At 65.1% G+C, this 16,657-nt stretch carries 14 protein-coding genes; 5 read left to right on the forward strand and 9 right to left on the reverse strand.

Annotated features, from left to right (window positions below):
- Positions 1-15: 15 nt before the first annotated feature.
- The 4 genes from DCN14_RS38050 to zwf all read right to left on the reverse strand — a co-directional run bounded on the left by DCN14_RS38050 (position 16) and on the right by zwf (position 4,717).
- Entirely contained in the window at positions 16-312 is a 297-nt protein-coding gene (locus DCN14_RS38050) for a hypothetical protein (protein WP_143331667.1), read from the reverse strand.
- Positions 313-572: 260 nt separating this feature from the next.
- A complete protein-coding gene (locus DCN14_RS19120; protein ID WP_096503591.1) occupies positions 573-2,501 on the reverse strand; it encodes a bifunctional transcriptional regulator/glucokinase in 1,929 nt (642 codons plus the stop codon).
- Complete coding sequence (gene pgl / locus DCN14_RS19125) at positions 2,479-3,159, reverse strand: 6-phosphogluconolactonase (protein ID WP_096503593.1); 681 nt, start codon at positions 3,157-3,159, stop codon at positions 2,479-2,481. Before pgl ends, DCN14_RS19120 begins: the two co-directional genes overlap by 23 nt.
- An 88-nt stretch (positions 3,160-3,247) precedes the next feature.
- Positions 3,248-4,717, reverse strand: a complete 1,470-nt coding sequence (gene zwf, locus DCN14_RS19130) for a glucose-6-phosphate dehydrogenase (protein WP_096503595.1) — start codon at positions 4,715-4,717, stop codon at positions 3,248-3,250.
- 430 nt (positions 4,718-5,147) lie between these two features.
- Between zwf and DCN14_RS19135 the strand changes: the two genes are divergently transcribed.
- The 4 genes from DCN14_RS19135 (at position 5,148) to ugpC (ending at position 9,549) form a co-directional block, all read left to right on the forward strand.
- Positions 5,148-6,395 carry an ABC transporter substrate-binding protein gene (locus DCN14_RS19135; protein WP_096503597.1) on the forward strand — a complete coding sequence of 416 codons (1,248 nt, stop codon included), beginning with the start codon at positions 5,148-5,150 and terminating at the stop codon, positions 6,393-6,395.
- 136 nt (positions 6,396-6,531) lie between these two features.
- The gene (locus DCN14_RS19140; RefSeq protein ID WP_096503599.1) at positions 6,532-7,470 is read left to right on the forward strand and encodes a sugar ABC transporter permease; all 939 of its coding nucleotides are present in this window, start codon (positions 6,532-6,534) and stop codon (positions 7,468-7,470) included.
- Positions 7,460-8,317 carry a carbohydrate ABC transporter permease gene (locus DCN14_RS19145; protein ID WP_096503601.1) on the forward strand — a complete coding sequence of 286 codons (858 nt, stop codon included), beginning with the start codon at positions 7,460-7,462 and terminating at the stop codon, positions 8,315-8,317. The genes DCN14_RS19140 and DCN14_RS19145 overlap by 11 nt, the downstream gene beginning before the upstream one ends.
- Positions 8,318-8,430: 113 nt before the next feature.
- Positions 8,431-9,549: a sn-glycerol-3-phosphate ABC transporter ATP-binding protein UgpC gene (gene ugpC, locus DCN14_RS19150; protein ID WP_096503603.1), complete on the forward strand. Its 1,119-nt coding sequence runs from the start codon at positions 8,431-8,433 to the stop codon at positions 9,547-9,549.
- A gap of 355 nt (positions 9,550-9,904) precedes the next feature.
- Here the strand turns inward: ugpC and DCN14_RS19160 are convergent, their stop codons facing one another.
- From DCN14_RS19160 to trxB, 5 genes are all read right to left on the reverse strand, one after another.
- On the reverse strand, positions 9,905-10,729 hold the full coding sequence (locus DCN14_RS19160) for a hypothetical protein (RefSeq protein WP_143331668.1): 825 nt from the start codon (positions 10,727-10,729) through the stop codon (positions 9,905-9,907).
- Positions 10,730-10,731: 2 nt separating this feature from the next.
- Positions 10,732-11,301 carry a hypothetical protein gene (locus tag DCN14_RS38735; protein WP_240327401.1) on the reverse strand — a complete coding sequence of 190 codons (570 nt, stop codon included), beginning with the start codon at positions 11,299-11,301 and terminating at the stop codon, positions 10,732-10,734.
- Between the two features lie 176 nt (positions 11,302-11,477).
- Positions 11,478-12,101 (reverse strand): trimeric intracellular cation channel family protein, encoded by a 624-nt coding sequence (locus DCN14_RS19170; protein WP_096503609.1) that lies wholly within the window; start codon positions 12,099-12,101, stop codon positions 11,478-11,480.
- Positions 12,088-12,867: a Smr/MutS family protein gene (locus DCN14_RS19175; protein ID WP_096503611.1), complete on the reverse strand. Its 780-nt coding sequence runs from the start codon at positions 12,865-12,867 to the stop codon at positions 12,088-12,090. Before DCN14_RS19175 ends, DCN14_RS19170 begins: the two co-directional genes overlap by 14 nt.
- Positions 12,868-13,003: 136 nt before the next feature.
- Positions 13,004-13,966 (reverse strand): thioredoxin-disulfide reductase, encoded by a 963-nt coding sequence (trxB, locus tag DCN14_RS19180; protein WP_096503613.1) that lies wholly within the window; start codon positions 13,964-13,966, stop codon positions 13,004-13,006.
- 365 nt (positions 13,967-14,331) lie between these two features.
- Here trxB and DCN14_RS19185 point away from each other — a divergent pair, with 365 nt between their 5' ends.
- Positions 14,332-16,641 carry a DNA translocase FtsK gene (locus tag DCN14_RS19185; protein ID WP_096503615.1) on the forward strand — a complete coding sequence of 770 codons (2,310 nt, stop codon included), beginning with the start codon at positions 14,332-14,334 and terminating at the stop codon, positions 16,639-16,641.
- The last annotated feature ends 16 nt before the right edge of the window (positions 16,642-16,657 follow it).

The raw sequence follows: 16,657 nt of genomic DNA on the forward strand, positions 1-16,657 counted from the left end.
TATAGTATTCCTCTCTCAGGCTATCGACGAGGCTGAAGCCACGAAGAGAACGATCCCCTGCCTATCGTCCAGGGTGCGGCCTCCCAGCGAAGGCGGGAATTTGATCACTCCTGCTTTGCCCCATCGCTGGATATTGGTGGCCACGTTGCCCCAATCGTTCGCGCAACCTTCTCCGCAGAATTTATCGGGGCGTAAATTCGCATTGCTGCTGCCCATGCGGCTGAAAAACGTGGTCTCGGCATATCCCTCTCCGCAAACTGGATGAACGTGATGCTGTCGATGCCAATCCGGGGTCTTTGAGAAACGCATCATTTCTCGCGTCGGACCGAGATGGCGACATCACACGGAGTGAAGGAATTTACCGAGCCTGGGCAACGGCTGACAATTGGACTGGTTCGAAAATGGACGTGTGTACGAACGTATGACGTCACGCGCAGCCATCGGCAGAAGGCGCGTCGATGATTGCCGAGTCGCTATGGCTTGTGGCGGCGCCGCTCATGCGAAACACCCCGAACGCCGGGCCTGAATCCAGCGTTCGGGGTGTCGTGCACCGATGGTGTTTCGCCGAAGCGTCAGTCCCGCGCGACGTCCTTCGCGCCCGGCGACGCACCGTGGCTCAACCAGTCGAGCACGTCGGCCGTTTCGTCGTCGCTCGCGCGTGCCCGCGCCTGCGCGACGGCCTCGGGCAGCTCGCCGTTCGTCGACGCGCGGCGGATCGCGACGCCCACCGCGAGGATGTCGATCATCAGCAGATGCAGGATCCGCGAGATCATCGACAGCTGCGACTCGCGCATCTCGATGTGGTCGGTCTCGAGCGCGACGGTCGCGCGCTTCGCGAGCGGCGTGTTGCTCGACGTGATCGCGATCACCTTCGCGCCGGCCTGCATCGCGACCTCGAGCACGCGCAGCAGCTCGGGCGCGCGTCCCGACTTCGACACCGCGACGATCACGTCGCCCTTGCCGAGCAGCGCAGCCGACGCGGCCTGCATGTACAGGTCGCCGTACGCGATCGTCGGAATCCCGAACCGGAAGAACTTGTAGTGCGCGTCCTGCGCGACGATGTTCGAGTTGCCGAGCCCGTAGAACTCGATGCGGCGCGCACTGTTCAGGATCTCGATCGCGTTTTCGACATGCTCGAAATTCAGGTGCTCGCGCAGTTGCAGGATCGCGGATACCGTATTGTCGAGCACCTTCGCGCCGAAGTCGGTGGCCGTATCGCCGAGATGCACCTGGCTGTGGCTCATCGGGATCGTGCCCGTGAGGCCGGTCGCGAGCTTCAGCTTGAAGTCGGACAGCCCCTGGCAGCCGAGCGAGCGGCAGAAGCGGATCACCGTCGGCTGGCTCACGTCCGCCTTGCGCGCGATGTCGACGATCGGATCGTTGATGATCGAGCGCGGATGGTTCAGCGCGAGATCGGCGACGCGGCGCTCGGCCGGCGTCAGCGCGTCGCGCATCTGCCGGATCCGCTCGAACACGGCCGACGATGCGCCGCCCGAACGGTTCGACAACTGCTCGGCGAGAATCGCCGATACGCCGAGGAACGCCGGATATTCGGCGGTGATCAGGTAGGTCGGAATGTTCTCGAGATAGTGCGTGAAGCGGCCCTTCGCCTCGAAGCGCTCGCGAAACGACGAGCGCGTGAACAGTTCGCCGAGCTTCAGTGCGACGCCGCCACCGATATAGACGCCGCCGAGCGCGCCGAGCGTGAGTGCGACGCTGCCCGCGAACGCGCCGAGGATCCCGCAGAAGCATTCGACCGTCTCCAGCGCGAGCGCGTCGCCGGTATGCGCGCGCTCGACGATCTCGACCGTGTCGACGGTGGCGGCGACGCGCTTCTTGTCGCGCGCGGCGAGCGCGCGATAGATGATCTCCATGCCGGGGCCGGCGCACACGCGCTCGAACGACACGTGCGGAAACTTCTTGCGCGCGTACTGCAGCACGAGATCCTCGCGCTCGTCCTGCGGCGCGAACGACGCGTGGCCGCCTTCGCTGCCGAGCGCGATCCAGCGGTCGTCGGCGGGAATCAGCCCCGACACGCCGAGCCCGGTGCCGGGCCCGAGCAGCCCGATCACGCTGTTCTGGCGGCGCGCGCCGCCGCCGATCTGCACGCGCTGCGCATCGGTGAGGCCGGGCAGCGCCATCGCGAGCGCGGTGAAATCGTTGACGACGAGCAGCGTGTCGAAGCCGAGCGCGCGGCGCGTCGCCTCGATCGAGAAGCTCCAGTCGTGATTGGTCATCGTGACCTGGTCGCCGTCGACCGGGTTCGCGATCGCGATCGCCGCGTGATTCACGCGGCTGATCTTCACGTCCTTCAGATATTTGCGGATCGCGTCGGTGAGCGTCGGGTAGTCGGCGCCGGGATAAACGCGGATCTGCGTGATCTCGCCCGGAGCGGTTTCCAGCGCGAAGCGCGCGTTGGTGCCGCCGACGTCCGCGAGCAGGCGCGGGCCATCGGCATGCTGGCCCGCGACGACGGCCTTACTTTGCGCACCAGTAGACATCGAGCTGGGTCCCCTTGTCGTTGGCCAGTTGGGAAATCGCGTTCTTCTGCAGCGACGCGGCCGCGGCGTCGAGCACGTCGCGTTTGCGGCTGCCGGCGATCAGCAGGAAGAGCCGGTCGACGCGCTTGAGCGCATCGAGCGAAAAGCTCACGCGCGCATGCGGCGCGGCGCCGGGATGCACGGCGACGAAGCGTTCGGGCGTGACGATCGCGTGGTCCCATTCGGGCGCGTCCGCGAAGATCGATGCGGTATGGCCGTCTTCGCCCATGCCGAGCACCGCGACGTTCGGCACGCGATGGTCGGCATTCGCGTTGAGCGCGGCGACGTGCGCGTCGAGCGACACGCGCGTGTCGACGAGCGGCAGGAAGCGGGCAGGGGCCGCGGCATGCTGCAGCAGCGTGTCGCGCACGAGGTGCGCATTGCTGGCCGCATCGTCCTCCGGCACCCAGCGGTCGTCGACCAGCGTGACGTCGACGCCGGCCCAGTCGAGCGCCGCGTGCGACAGCGTTTGCAGGAACGGGCGCGGGCTGGTGCCGCCGGACACCGCGAGCGTGGGGCGCGCGGGGCCGGCGAGCGCGGCGCGCAGCGCATCGCCGACGGCGCGCGCGAGCGCTTCGCTTTGCGCTTCCTGGGTGTCGAAAGCGTGGATCTCGATCACATCTCCTCCGGACTGCTTTGTCTGTTCAATTCGTGCGAATCGTGGGGCGCGTTGCCGCGCGCATTCGCGCACGCGGCAACGGTTTGCATCAGTTTTCTTCTTCGAGCCAGCAGGTGTCGTGCTGCGCGAGCATCGCGCTCGCCGCGGCCGGCCCCCACGTGCCCGCCGCGTACGGCTTCGGCGGCTTCAGCGAGCGCGCCCATTCGTTCAGGATCGGCTCGACCCAGCGCCATGCGGCTTCCTGTTCGTCGCGACGCACGAACAACGCAAGACGGCCGTTGATCACGTCGAGCAGCAGGCGCTGGTACGCCTCCATCTGCCCTTCCTTGAAGAACCGGTCGAACGCGAGGTCGAGGTGCACGCTCGCGAGGTTCATCCCTTCGCCGGGCTGCTTCGCGAGGCAGTACAGGCGAATCGTCTCGTTCGGCTGCAGCCGGATCACGAGGCGGTTCGAGCCGGCGCGCAGCGCGGTCGGCCCCAGCGCCGAGTGTGGCACCGGGCGGAAGTTGACGACGATCTCCGCGACGCGGTCGGCCAGGCGCTTGCCGGTGCGCAGGAAGAACGGCACGCCCGCCCAGCGCCAGTTCTCGATCTCGACCTTCAGCGCGACGAAGGTTTCGGTCTGGCTGTCGGGCTTCACGCCCGGCTCGGTTGCGTAGGCCGGCACCTGCGCGCCCTTGATCACGCCCGCATGATACTGGCCGCGCACCGCGACCTTGCCGATGTCGCGCGGATCGACGGGCTTGAGCGCCCGCAGCACGCGCAGCTTCTCGTCACGCACGGAGTCGGAATCCATCGAGTGCGGCGGCTCCATCGCGACGATCGACAGCAACTGCAGCAGGTGGTTCTGCACCATGTCGCGCAGCGCGCCCGTATTGTCGTAGAAATCGCCGCGCGCCTCGACGCCGAGCTCTTCCGCGATGGTGATCTGGATGCTCTCGACCCATTCGCGGCGCCACAGCGGCTCGAACAGCGCATTGCCGAAGCGCAGCGCGAGCAGGTTCTGTACCGGCTCTTTCCCGAGGTAGTGGTCGATCCGGTAGATCTGGCCTTCCGCGAAGATCTCGCCGACCGCGTCGTTGATCGCATTCGACGACTTCAGGTCGTAGCCGAGCGGCTTCTCGAGCACGATGCGCGCGCCTTCGTTCAGGCCGACCGACGCGAGCGCCTTGCAGATCGGCACGAACAGCGACGGCCCCGTCGCGAGATAGAACACGCGGATGCCGGGCAACTGCGCGACCGCGTCGCGCAGCACGACGTAGTCTTCCGCGCGGCCGAGGTCGAGCTTCACGTATTCGATGCGCTCGAGGAAGGATTTCCATGCGCTTTCGTCGAAGGCGTTGCCGGCCGCCTTCGCCGCGTGCGGCTTCACATGCGTGTCGACCCATTCGAGATAGCCGTCCCGATCCGATTCGTGCCGTGCGACGGCAACGATCCGGCCGCTTTCCGCGAGCATGTTGCCGCGATGCGCTTCGAACAGCGCGGGCAGGATCTTGCGCATCGACAGGTCGCCGGTGCCGCCGAAAAGTACGAAGGTAAAGCTGGAATCGGTATGCATGTGTCTCCGCCGGTTGGGGTGCTGGGAAGCGATCCGTAGTGCGATAAAAATATTTTTGACACTGAATTGTAGTTTAACTACAATCCGCCGCAAGGGGTAGCACCTGGGTGAAGAAAAAAAGAAGTGCGGTCGATGAACTGCGCGAGCTTCGCCTTCGGGAACGCCTTGTGCCGAATGTTATCGGACATTGACGGAGCGCATCGTCTGCGCACCGTCGACCCCGGGCTCGCGCCGCGGCATCGCGGCGGGCCAGAAACACAAAGAGGAGACACGCCGTTGAATCTCGATTCACGCTTTCTGTAAGAGCCCGGCCGGTCATCGGCCCCGTACGCTGCATGCGTCCCGCGGCTCGATTTCCCCGTCGTTTATCAAGAAGCCGGTTCCCGTTCAGGGAACTTCACGAGTTGATTCAGTCTGGAGGAGATAAGTAATGAAAGTTCGCTCGATCATGGGCGCGCTCTGCGCGGCAGGTCTGATGGCTGGCGCCATGGCGGCGCAGGCGGCCGAGAACGTTACGGTGCTGCACTGGTGGACCTCGGGCGGCGAGTCGAAAGCCGTCGGCGTGCTGAAGGACGACATCCAGAAGCAGGGCTACGTGTGGAAGGACTTCGCGGTCGCGGGCGGCGCGGGCGCGGCGGCCATGACCGCACTGAAGACCAAGGTGATCAGCGGCGACGCACCGTCGGCCGCGCAGATCAAGGGCCCGCTGATCCAGGACTGGGCCGACCAGGACGTGCTCGTCAACATCGATTCCGTCGCCGGCGACTGGAAGAAGAACCTGCCGCCGGAAATCGACAAGATCATGCAGTACAAGGGCCACTACGTCGCCGCGCCGTTCTCGGTGCACCGCGTGAACTGGCTCTATATCAACAAGGCCGCGCTCGACAAGGTCGGCGCGAAGGTGCCGACCACCTGGCCCGAATTCTTCGCGGTCGCCGACAAGCTGAAGGCCGCCGGCATCCAGCCGGTCGCGATGGGCGGCCAGCCGTGGCAGGACCTGACGTTGTGGGAAGACGTCGTGCTGTCGCAGGGCCCGGCGTTCTACAAGAAGGCGCTGGTCGATCTCGACCAGGCTACGCTGACGTCGCCGCAGATGCTGTCGGTGTTCGACACCGTGCGCAAGATCCAGGGCTACTTCGACGCCGGTCGTAACGGCCGCGACTGGAACCTCGCGACCGCGATGGTGATCAACGGCAAGGCCGGCATGCAGTTCATGGGCGACTGGGCGAAGGGCGAGTTCGAGAACGCCGGCAAGAAGTCGGGCAAGGACTACATCTGCGCGCCGGTGCCGGGCACCGCGAGCTCGTACACGTTCAACGTCGACTCGTTCGTGTTCTTCCAGCAGAAGGGCCAGAAGGCCGCGACGCCGGGTCAGCTCGCACTCGCGAAGACGATCATGACGCCGGACTTTCAGGAGCAGTTCAGCCTGCTGAAGGGCTCGATTCCGGTGCGCCTCGGCGTGAAGATGGACAAGTTCGACGACTGCGCGAAGAAGTCGTACGCCGACGAGCAGGTCGCGATCAAGTCGGGCGGCTACGTGCCGTCGCTCGCGCACGGGATGGCGCAGAACGACGCGACGGCCGGCGCGATCACCGACGTCGTGACGAAGTTCATGAACTCGCAGCAGGATTCGAAGAGCGCGGTCGCCGCGCTCGCGAAAGCCGCGAAGGTGAAGTAAGCGCGACAGGCGCCCGGCCGGACACGCACGATCGGCCGGGCGTTTTTGCATGTGCAGCAAACGGGCTCGCCCGCGGGCCCGCGCCGTACCGGCGCTGGCCCGGCCTGCGTCGCCCTCGTTCCAGGAGTCGAATCAAGTGGCTGCCCCTCTTAGCGGAAACGGATCCGGCGCTGCCGCCGCACGGCGCACGTCGCCGATGTCGGCCTTCGCCGATCGCTGGATTCCGAAGCTCGTGCTCGCGCCGAGCGTCGCGATCGCCGTGGTGTTCATCTACGGCTTCATCCTGATTACCGGCTATCTGTCGCTGACCCGGTCGCGGCTGTTGCCCAACTACGAATTCGACGGCTTCGGCCGTTACACGGACCTGTTCCAGAACGACGTGTGGTGGACTTCCGCCGCGAACCTCGGCTGGTTCGGGATTCCGTTCATCGTGATCTGCGTCGCGCTCGGGCTGTTCCTCGCGATCCTGCTCGACCAGAAGATCCGCACCGAAGGCGCGCTGCGCGCGATTTTCCTGTACCCGATGGCGCTGTCGTTCATCGTGACCGGCACCGCGTGGCAGTGGATCCTGAACCCGGGCCTCGGGCTCGAGAAGGTGATGCACGACTGGGGCTGGACGAGCTTCTCGTTCGGCTGGCTGGACGATCCGGACAAGGCGATCTTCTGTATCGTGATCGCCGCCGTGTGGCAGTCCACCGGCTTCGTGATGGCGCTGTTCCTCGCGGGGCTGCGCGGCGTCGACGGCGAGATCTTCAAGGCTGCGCAGGTGGACGGCGCGACGCTGCCGACCATCTACCGCAAGATCGTGATTCCGAGCATGCGCCCGGTGTTCTTCTCGGTGCTGCTGATCCTCTGCCACATCACGATCAAGACCTTCGACCTCGTCGTCGCGCTGACGGCGGGCGGCCCCGGCACGTCGTCGTCGCTGCCGGCCATGTTCATGTACACGTTTTCGTTCAACCGCGGCCAGCTCGGGCTGGGTGCCGCGTCGTCGGTGATGATGCTCGCGACCGTGGTCGCGGTGCTGGTGCCGCTGATGTATATGGAATCGAGGAGCACCCGCAATGCAGCCTAAGATGACGATCAGCCGGGCAGTGATCTATGCGGCGCTGATCCTGTTCGCGCTGTATTTCCTGTTTCCGATCTACGTGATGCTGTCGACGTCGTTCAAGGATCTCGACCAGCTGCGCACCGGCAACCTGCTGACGCCGCCGACGCACTGGACCTTCGATCCGTGGATCAAGGCGTGGAGCGGCGCGTGCACCGGCGTGCGCTGCGACGGGATGAAGCCGTTCTTCCTGAACTCGCTGCAGATGGTGATTCCGGCCGTGCTGATCTCGTCGCTGATCGGCGCGTTCAACGGCTACGTGCTCACGCACTGGCGCTTTCGCGGCGCGGATGCGCTGTTCACGATGATGCTGGTCGGCTGCTTCATTCCGTTCCAGGTGATCCTGCTGCCGATGGCGCGCCTGCAGGGGATGCTCGGCCTCGCCAACACGATTCCGGGCCTCGTGTTCGTGCACGTCGTGTACGGCATCGCGTTCACGACGATGTTCTTCCGCAACTTCTACGTGAGCGTGCCGGCCGAGCTCGTGAAGGCCGCGCGCATCGACGGCGCGGGTTTCTTCACGATCTTCACGAAGATCCTGCTGCCGGTGTCGCTGCCGATCTTCATGGTGTGCCTGATCTGGCAATTCACGCAGATCTGGAACGACTTCCTGTTCGGGATCGTGTTCTCCGGCGTCGATTCGATGCCGATCACGGTCGCGCTGAACAACCTCGTCAATACGTCGACGGGCGTGAAGGAATACAACGTCGACATGGCCGGCGCGATCATCGCCGCGCTGCCGACGCTGCTGGTCTACGTCGTCGCCGGCCGCTACTTCGTGCGCGGCCTGACGGCGGGCGCGGTGAAGGGGTAAGCGCGGCTTCATCCCGATACGACGAACCGGCCGCGCACGACGCGCGGCGCATCGAAACGAACCCGACGCGGCGCCGCAGTGCGCCGCGCGAGACGAGACAGAGGATTCACAGCATGGCAAGCCTTTCCATCCGTGACGTGTACAAGACCTACCCGAACGGGGTGCCGGTCCTGAAGGGTGTCGACATCGAGATCGAGGACGGACAGTTCCTGATCCTGGTCGGCGGGTCGGGCTGCGGGAAATCGACGCTGCTCAACATGATCGCCGGGCTGGAGACCGTCACGAGCGGCGAGATCTGCATCGACGGCAAGGTCGTCAACGACCTGTCGCCGAAGGATCGCGACATCGCGATGGTGTTCCAGTCGTACGCGCTGTATCCGTCGATGACGGTGCGCGAGAACATCTCGTTCGGCCTGAACATCCGCAAGGTGCCGAAGAGCGAACAGCAGCAGATCGTCGAGCGCGTGTCGTCGATGCTGCAGATCCAGCATCTGCTCGACCGCAAGCCCGGCCAGCTCTCGGGCGGCCAGCGCCAGCGCGTCGCGATGGGCCGTGCGCTCGCGCGCGACCCGTCGCTGTTCCTGTTCGACGAACCGCTGTCGAACCTCGACGCGAAGCTGCGTATCGAGATGCGCGCGGAAATCAAGCTGCTGCACCAGCGCCTCGGCACGACGATCGTCTACGTGACGCACGACCAGATCGAGGCGATGACGCTCGGCGATCGCATCGCGGTGATGAAGGACGGCGTCGTCCAGCAGTTCGGCGCGCCGCAGGAGATCTACGATTCGCCGTCGAACCTGTTCGTCGCGGGCTTCATCGGCGCGCCGCCGATGAACTTCATCAACGGCAAGCTGGTCGAGCAGGGCAGCGGGATCGCACTGGAGATCGACACGGGGCTCGCGCGCAGCGCGCTGAACCTGCCGTTCGACGCGGCGAAGCTGAAGTCGCACGTCGGCCGCGAGGTGATCCTCGGCCTGCGCCCGGAGCGCATCACCGACGCGCGCAGCGCACACAACGGCGAGGCGTCGAACCTGCAGCCGATCGACGTGCGCGTCGACGTGACCGAGCCGACCGGGCCGGACACGCACGTGTTCGCGCAGGTGAACGGCAAGCGGATCGTGAGCCGCGTGCATCCGGCCGCGAATCCGCAGCCGGGGCAAACGCAGTCGCTGCTGTTCGACGTGTCGAAGGCGGTGCTGTTCGATCCGGCGTCGGAAGAGCGGATCGCGTGACGCAATTCCGCTTGGGGCTATCGATGAGTGTCCGGGTCACACATGGGTTTGTGCTCGTCGATTGCCCCGGCGCAAGCCAGGTCGCTGCATTTGCTGCAGCTTCAGCCTTCACGCTCGATGGCTGGGAGTGCACGTTGCAATCATGGATTTGGCAGCGACAAAAAATACGAACCGATCGCGTGTAGCATTGGCATGAACATGAGGCATGCGAAGACGGCCGGGAAATAAAGCTTCGAGCGGCGTACGCTGGAAAACAAACCGGCTACTGCGACGAGCAAACATACGCTCGCGAGAGCACCAAATAGATCGCTATCAGCGATCACCGAAAAAAACGCACGCATGTCCGTTCCACGGGTTACTGGTTGAATGTAGTGAAATTCCACCTATACAGCTGAAACTGCTTCAGAAAGTCTTTGACTTCGGCACCTGTCGTCCTGTTTCTGTAGTCCCACCCATCCTCGCCAGGCGTGTAGAGGCCGTTTTCGACGCCCATACCTGCATAGCTGTCGCTTTGCGGATCCGCGCGATTTCGGCCAAATATCCGCATGATTGTCGTGAACGGACGAACGATCACGCCGCTCGAATTACCTTGCATGATCGCAATGGACGACGGTGATACCGCCGTGACCATTTGAACGTGGTGTCCGATACCAGCGCGATCATTGGCCTGTACGAGCATATCTCCGGGCAGGAGCGACTCCGGTGTCAGAAGCCGGACGGTATTCGAACCCGCGCGCTGTACGTCTGGCGCGCCAAAAGTCAGCGATACCATATCGGCGAAGCCGTACATTGTCGAATCGTATCGTCGGTGCTCGGGTTCGCCGTAGATTTCCATATTCCGATAGCTTCGCACGCCGGTCGTCAGGTTGAGCGGCAGCCCGCGCAATGCAGAAAACTGGATGAGCAACCGTAGTGCGAAGTCCTCGCACGTAAATCGATTTGCGCGCGTGCTTCCATTTCGATCCCAATACGTTTCCGCGTGGATTTGCGCTGCCAGTTGTGGGACGGTGCGGTGGTATTCAGCAATATCGGCATCGGTCCATTTGCGGACGGTTTTCCAGAATGTATTGAACCGGGCAGTAACCGGCTTCGGTGAAGCATCGCTCGTTGGCGTCGTTGTGCGCGCTGCGACCCGCTTGTATCGATCACCGTCAGGAGAGATGTGAGTATGTTCCGGCATGGCTATTGGGCGAGATAGATTGTTATGTTTTCAGCGTGCGGCACCGAGGCGAGCAGGTGCGTTTGTCCCAGTTCATCCGTCGTGCCGTATTCGAATGCTCCCGTGCGACGCTGCAGTGCATATCGGGTCTGGCTCAGCGGGTTGCCGGCAGCGTCCTGAAGAACGAAGCGATCGTCATAGGTGAGCGGCACGGTTGCCGGGAGGGACGACATCGCACCGGCTGAGGGCGATATCCTCATGTCGTGTCCGGTTTCTTCTATTTTCCATTTGCGCCCGTATCGTGAGTCGATACGTGGAGGACGTTCACAGTGGCATCGGACCCAATCTCCGCTCAGGGCTTGAACTCTTCCTCCGCAAGTGAAGTCGCGTAATCGCTTTTTGTTCGGGTTGCTGGGCGCTGCCTCGATTGTGCCGATGCTTTCGCAGGAGCTACACCAGGCACGTTGTCCGACGAACGTGATTCTCCGCAGCTTGCCGTCGTCACCCAGGATCGTTCCGCATTTGCCTCCATCGAGTACGTAGCCACCACTGTCCAGCGGATCGTCTTCAACTACCGCATAAAAGATAGCCATGCTCTTGCCCCTCGTTTGCAATCATGGGGCGGAACGTAGCACGGACCTGTGCAGCGATGAAAGGTGAATGTAAAAATTCGTGTCCGTATGCAATGGCTCGTTTGGGCCGGAATTACGAACGTGCAACGACAAGGGGCTACTCCTGCAGCCTCTTGGTTTTTGTGGGCGGTTTGCGCTCAGTGCGGCAGCCGCACGTCGAACTTGAACGTGACGAGTCGCGCGACGAGGGTGAAGCCGGTCGCGAGCAGCACGCTGTAGACCAGGTCGCACTGCAGCCACACGAGCAGCAGGTAGAACCAGCCGCCGACGAACGCGCACGTCGCATACGGGCGCGAATCGCGCAGGATCAGCGGAATGTCGTTGCACAGCACGTCGCGGATGATCCCGCCGACCACGCCGGTGATCACGCCCATCATCACCGCGATGAAGCGCGGCATCTCGGCGTCGAGCGCGATCGCCGTGCCGGATATGCTGAAGATGCCGAGCCCGATCGCATCGGCGATCAGCAGCATTCGTTCGGCCGACAGCCGCGACAGCATCCGCAGCAGGAACGGCGCGAACAGCGCGAGCACGAAGATCGCGATCACGTAGTCGTCGTGCACGACCCAGTAGAACGGGCGGCGTTCGAGCAGGATGTCGCGCAGCGTGCCGCCGCCGAACGCGGTGGCGAGCGCGACGACGAACGTGCCGACCGAGTCGAGACGGTTCTTGCGCGCCTCGATGAAGCCCGAGATCGCGAAGGCCAGCGTCGCGATCGCCTCCAGTATCGAGATCGCGAGCGTCAGCCTAGGATGCGGCACGCGGTCCCCGATCGGCGCCTGCCGCCAGCGGCTGCAGCAGCACGAGCACCGCGCCTGCGCCGCCGTCGTGGCCGCGGGCCTCGCAGAACGCGATCACTTCTTCCTTCTGCACGAGCCACGCGCGCACCTTGCCTTTCAGCACGGGTTCCTTGCCGATCGAGCCGAGCCCCTTGCCGTGGATCACGCGCAGGCAGCGCAGCCCTTTCTTGCCGGCCTCGCGGATGAATTCCGCGAGCGCGTCGCGCGCCTCGTCGCGCCGCATCCCGTGCAGGTCGAGCTGCGCCTGCACGATCCACGCGCCGCTGCGCAGCTTGCGCACGACGTCGCGGCTGATGCCGGGGCGGTGGTAGTACAGCGATTCGTCGCTGTCGAGCAGCGTCTCGGGATCGAATTCGTCGGACAGCGTCGCGTTCAGCACGTCTTCCTCGTCGCGCTGCGTCTGCTTCGGCACCGGATCGGGCGGCGTGCGGCCGGACGACGCGCGCGGCGGCGCATTCAGCGGCCGGATCGAGCCGATTTCGTTGCGGAACAGGTTCGCGTCGGCCTCCGCCTGACGGGTGGCCTTCGCGGTTTCGACGCGCTCGCGCTCGCGGCGGTCGGCTTCGCCTTGTAGCGACTTGCGCAACGCGCCGAGGCCGGCGAGCCCCTGGCCGCGCAATGCGGCGGGGTCGGGCGCGCTCGGCGGCGCGACGGGCGCGGGATTCGCGGGGCAGGCGGCGATCTGCCGCTTCGCGGGATCGCTCGGATGGGGCTGGTTCTTCGCCATGATTCGGTAACGGGGCAGGCGCGTTCGGGCGCGCGGGCACAAAAAAGCCGCTGCGCGGCGGCAGCGGCTTGTCCGGCAAGGCCCGCTTCGCGGCAGCGGACGCCATTGTAGCGCCCGGCGCCGGCAGGCTTGCGGCTTACTTTTTGTCGTGCAGGCTTTCGAGGTAGCGCTGCGCGTCGAGCGCGGCCATGCAGCCCGTGCCGGCGCTGGTGATCGCCTGGCGGTACACGTTGTCCTGCACGTCGCCGGCGGCGAACACGCCTGGCACGCTCGTCGACGTCGCGTTGCCGTGCAGGCCGCTCTTCGTCAGGATGTAGCCGTCCTTCATCTCGAGCTGGCCCTGGAACAGGTCGGTGTTCGGCTTGTGGCCGATCGCGACGAACACGCCCTGCACGGTGAGGTCCTGCTTCTCGCCGGTCTTCACGTTCTTGATGCGCAGGCCCGTGACGCCCGAATCCTCGCCCGTCACTTCGTCGAGCACATGATCCCACTTGATGTCGACGACGCCTTCCTTTTCCTTCTCCAGCAGGCGGTCGATCAGGATCGGCTCGGCGCGGAACTTGTCGCGGCGATGAATCACCGTGACCTTCTTCGCGATGCCCGTCAGGTAGAGCGCTTCCTCGACGGCCGTGTTGCCGCCGCCGATCACCGCGACTTCCTGGTTGCGGTAGAAGAAGCCGTCGCAGGTCGCGCAGGCCGACACGCCCTTGCCCATGAACGCTTCTTCGGACGGCAGGCCGAGATACTGCGCGGACGCGCCGGTCGCGATGATCAGCGAGTCGCACGTGTATTCGCCCGAGTCGCCGATCAGCCGGATCGGCGTTTCGTGCAGTTTCGCGGTGTGGATGTGGTCGAATACGATTTCGGTGTTGAAGCGCTCCGCGTGCTCCTGGAAGCGCGCCATCAGTTCAGGGCCTTGCACGCCCTTTGCGTCCGCCGGCCAGTTTTCGACGTCGGTCGTCGTCATCAGCTGGCCGCCCTGCGCGATGCCGGTGATCAGTACCGGGGACAGGTTGGCGCGTGCCGCGTAGACGGCAGCCGTGTAGCCGGCGGGGCCGGAACCGAGAATCAGGACTTTGGCGTGTTTGGGCGTGGACATGTGCGAATCCGTAAAAGGCGGCCGCGGCGGGCGGGGTAAGGCGCGCCGGACGGTCTGGGTTGACCGGGATGCCGTCATAGATGGGTATCAGACGCGCATTATAAAGGCCCCGTTGCTGCGCTGCCGAACGAGAGTTTCAATCGCGGCGATAGCGTTTCCCCGCCGGGCTGCGCGCCGCGGCGGGGCGGGCGGCACGGGCAGGCTGGAAGGCGCCGGGGCCATTCGTCCGGCGTGCGCGGCGCCGAGATTGGCACCCGGGCCCCGTTATGTAACCGTCATTTACACTTGACGGCCCGGTGCAGCGTTTACAATAAGCGGGATCGAACGACAGGCGGGCACGCAGCCCGTCCTCTTTATACGGATTCATGGCAAAAGCTCCTTATTCCGCCCAGGCACAGGCGTTGCCGCACCGGATGTCGAAGCTCCTCACGGAGATCCGCTGGATTCTCCAGGTCGCGCTCTGCGCCTTTCTGGTGATGGCCCTGTTGAGCTACAGCCGGCGCGATCCAAGCTGGACGCATGCAGCGCAGGTGGATCACATCTCGAACTGGGCCGGGCGCGTCGGCGCATGGACGGCCGACATCATCCTGCTGCTGTTCGGCTTGTCGGCCTACTGGCTGATCGTGCCGCTCGGGCGGCGCATCGCCGTCAACTACCGGCGCATCACACGTCACGAGGCCGTCGCCGACGAGCCCGAGCGGCCGATCGGCTGGCTCACCGAAATCCTGTCGTTCGTGCTCGTCGTGCTCGCGTGCGACGGCATCGAGGCGATGCGGATGTGGTCGCTGAAGGTGCAGCTGCCGCGCGCGCCGGGCGGCGTGATCGGCGAGGCCGTCGCGGGCGCGATGTCGCATGCGTTCGGCTTCACCGGCGGCACGCTGCTGCTGCTGATCCTGCTCGCGGTCGGCCTGTCGCTGTATTTCCGCTTCTCGTGGCTGTCGGTCTCCGAGCGCGTCGGCGGCGCGATCCTGTCCGCCGTCACCGTCGCGAAGCTGCGCCGCGAAGCCGAGCGCGATCGCAAGCTGGGCGAGGCCGCGGCCGTGCGCCGCGAAGGCAAGGTCGAAGAGGAGCGCGTGCGCATCGAGGATCACGAACCGGTGACCATCGTGCCGCCGGTCGTCACGCCGGCGAAGTCCGAGCGTGTCGAGCGCGAGCGCCAGGTGCCGCTGTTTACCGATCTGCCGGGCGACTCGACGCTGCCGCCGGTGTCGCTGCTCGATCCCGCGCCGAAGACGCAGGAAGCGATTTCCGCCGACACGCTCGAATTCACGTCGCGCCTGATCGAGAAGAAGCTGAAGGACTTCGGCGTCGAGGCGAGCGTCGTGGCCGCATATCCGGGCCCGGTCGTCACGCGCTACGAGATCGAGCCGGCCACCGGCGTGAAGGGCAGCCAGATCGTGAACCTCGCGAAGGATCTCGCGCGGTCGCTGTCGCTCGTGTCGATCCGCGTGGTCGAGACGATCCCCGGCAAGAACTACATGGCGCTCGAATTGCCGAACCAGCGTCGCCAGACGGTGCACCTGTCCGAGATCATCGGCTCGGAGGTCTATGCGGCGGCGTCGTCGGCGCTCACGCTGAGCCTCGGCAAGGACATCGGCGGCAAGCCGGTGTGCGCGGATCTCGCGAAGATGCCCCACCTGCTGGTGGCCGGCACGACCGGTTCGGGCAAGTCCGTCGGGATCAACGCGATGATCCTGTCGCTGCTGTACAAGGCGACCGCCGAGCAGGTGCGCCTGATCCTGATCGACCCGAAGATGCTCGAAATGAGCGTCTACGAAGGCATTCCGCACCTGCTGTGCCCGGTCGTCACCGACATGCGCCAGGCCGGCCATGCGCTGAACTGGACGGTCGCGGAGATGGAGCGCCGCTACAAGCTGATGAGCAAGCTCGGCGTGCGCAACCTCGCGGGCTACAACAACAAGATCGACGACGCGGCGAAGCGCGAGGAAAAGATTCCGAATCCGTTCAGCCTGACGCCGGACGATCCGGAACCGCTCGGCCGCCTGCCGAACATCGTCGTGGTGATCGACGAGCTGGCCGACCTGATGATGGTCGTCGGCAAGAAGGTCGAGGAGCTGATCGCGCGGATCGCGCAGAAGGCGCGTGCGGCCGGCATCCACCTGATCCTCGCGACCCAGCGTCCGTCCGTCGACGTGATCACGGGCCTGATCAAGGCGAACGTGCCGACGCGGATCGCGTTCCAGGTGTCGTCGAAGATCGACTCGCGCACGATTCTCGACCAGATGGGCGCCGAGTCGCTGCTCGGGATGGGCGATATGCTGTACCTGGCGCCCGGCACCGGGTTGCCGGTGCGCGTGCACGGCGCGTTCGTCGCCGACGACGAAGTGCATCGCGTCGTCGAGAAGCTCAAGGAGCATGGCGAGCCGAACTACGTCGAAGGGCTGCTGGAAGGCGGCACCGTCGACGGCGACGAGGGCTCGGCCGGCGCGGGAACCGGCGAAGGCGGCGACGAGTCTGATCCGCTGTACGACCAGGCGGTCGAGATCGTCATCAAGAACCGCCGCGCGTCGATTTCGCTCGTGCAGCGCCATTTGCGGATCGGCTACAACCGCGCGGCGCGGCTGCTCGAGCAGATGGAACAGTCGGGGCTCGTGTCGGCGATGTCGTCGAGCGGCAACCGCGAAATTCTTGTGCCGGCGCGCGACGCGGAATGAGTCCGCGGCGCCCGCA

The sequence above is a fragment of the Burkholderia sp. IDO3 genome (assembly GCF_003366075.1).
GTDB classification, from domain to species: Bacteria; Pseudomonadota; Gammaproteobacteria; order Burkholderiales; family Burkholderiaceae; genus Burkholderia; species Burkholderia anthina.

Excerpts from the sequence above, each read along its gene's own strand:
- DCN14_RS38050 (WP_143331667.1), bottom strand. The coding sequence starts at position 312 with ATGATGCGTTTCTCAAAGACCCCGGATTGGCATCGACAGCATCACGTT.
- DCN14_RS19120 (WP_096503591.1), bottom strand. The coding sequence starts at position 2,501 with ATGTCTACTGGTGCGCAAAGTAAGGCCGTCGTCGCGGGCCAGCATGCC.
- zwf (WP_096503595.1), bottom strand. The coding sequence starts at position 4,717 with ATGCATACCGATTCCAGCTTTACCTTCGTACTTTTCGGCGGCACCGGC.
- DCN14_RS19135 (WP_096503597.1), top strand. The coding sequence starts at position 5,148 with ATGAAAGTTCGCTCGATCATGGGCGCGCTCTGCGCGGCAGGTCTGATG.
- DCN14_RS19145 (WP_096503601.1), top strand. The coding sequence starts at position 7,460 with ATGCAGCCTAAGATGACGATCAGCCGGGCAGTGATCTATGCGGCGCTG.
- ugpC (WP_096503603.1), top strand. The coding sequence starts at position 8,431 with ATGGCAAGCCTTTCCATCCGTGACGTGTACAAGACCTACCCGAACGGG.
- DCN14_RS19160 (WP_143331668.1), bottom strand. The coding sequence starts at position 10,729 with ATGCCGGAACATACTCACATCTCTCCTGACGGTGATCGATACAAGCGG.
- DCN14_RS38735 (WP_240327401.1), bottom strand. The coding sequence starts at position 11,301 with ATGGCTATCTTTTATGCGGTAGTTGAAGACGATCCGCTGGACAGTGGT.
- DCN14_RS19175 (WP_096503611.1), bottom strand. The coding sequence starts at position 12,867 with ATGGCGAAGAACCAGCCCCATCCGAGCGATCCCGCGAAGCGGCAGATC.
- trxB (WP_096503613.1), bottom strand. The coding sequence starts at position 13,966 with ATGTCCACGCCCAAACACGCCAAAGTCCTGATTCTCGGTTCCGGCCCC.
- DCN14_RS19185 (WP_096503615.1), top strand. The coding sequence starts at position 14,332 with ATGGCAAAAGCTCCTTATTCCGCCCAGGCACAGGCGTTGCCGCACCGG.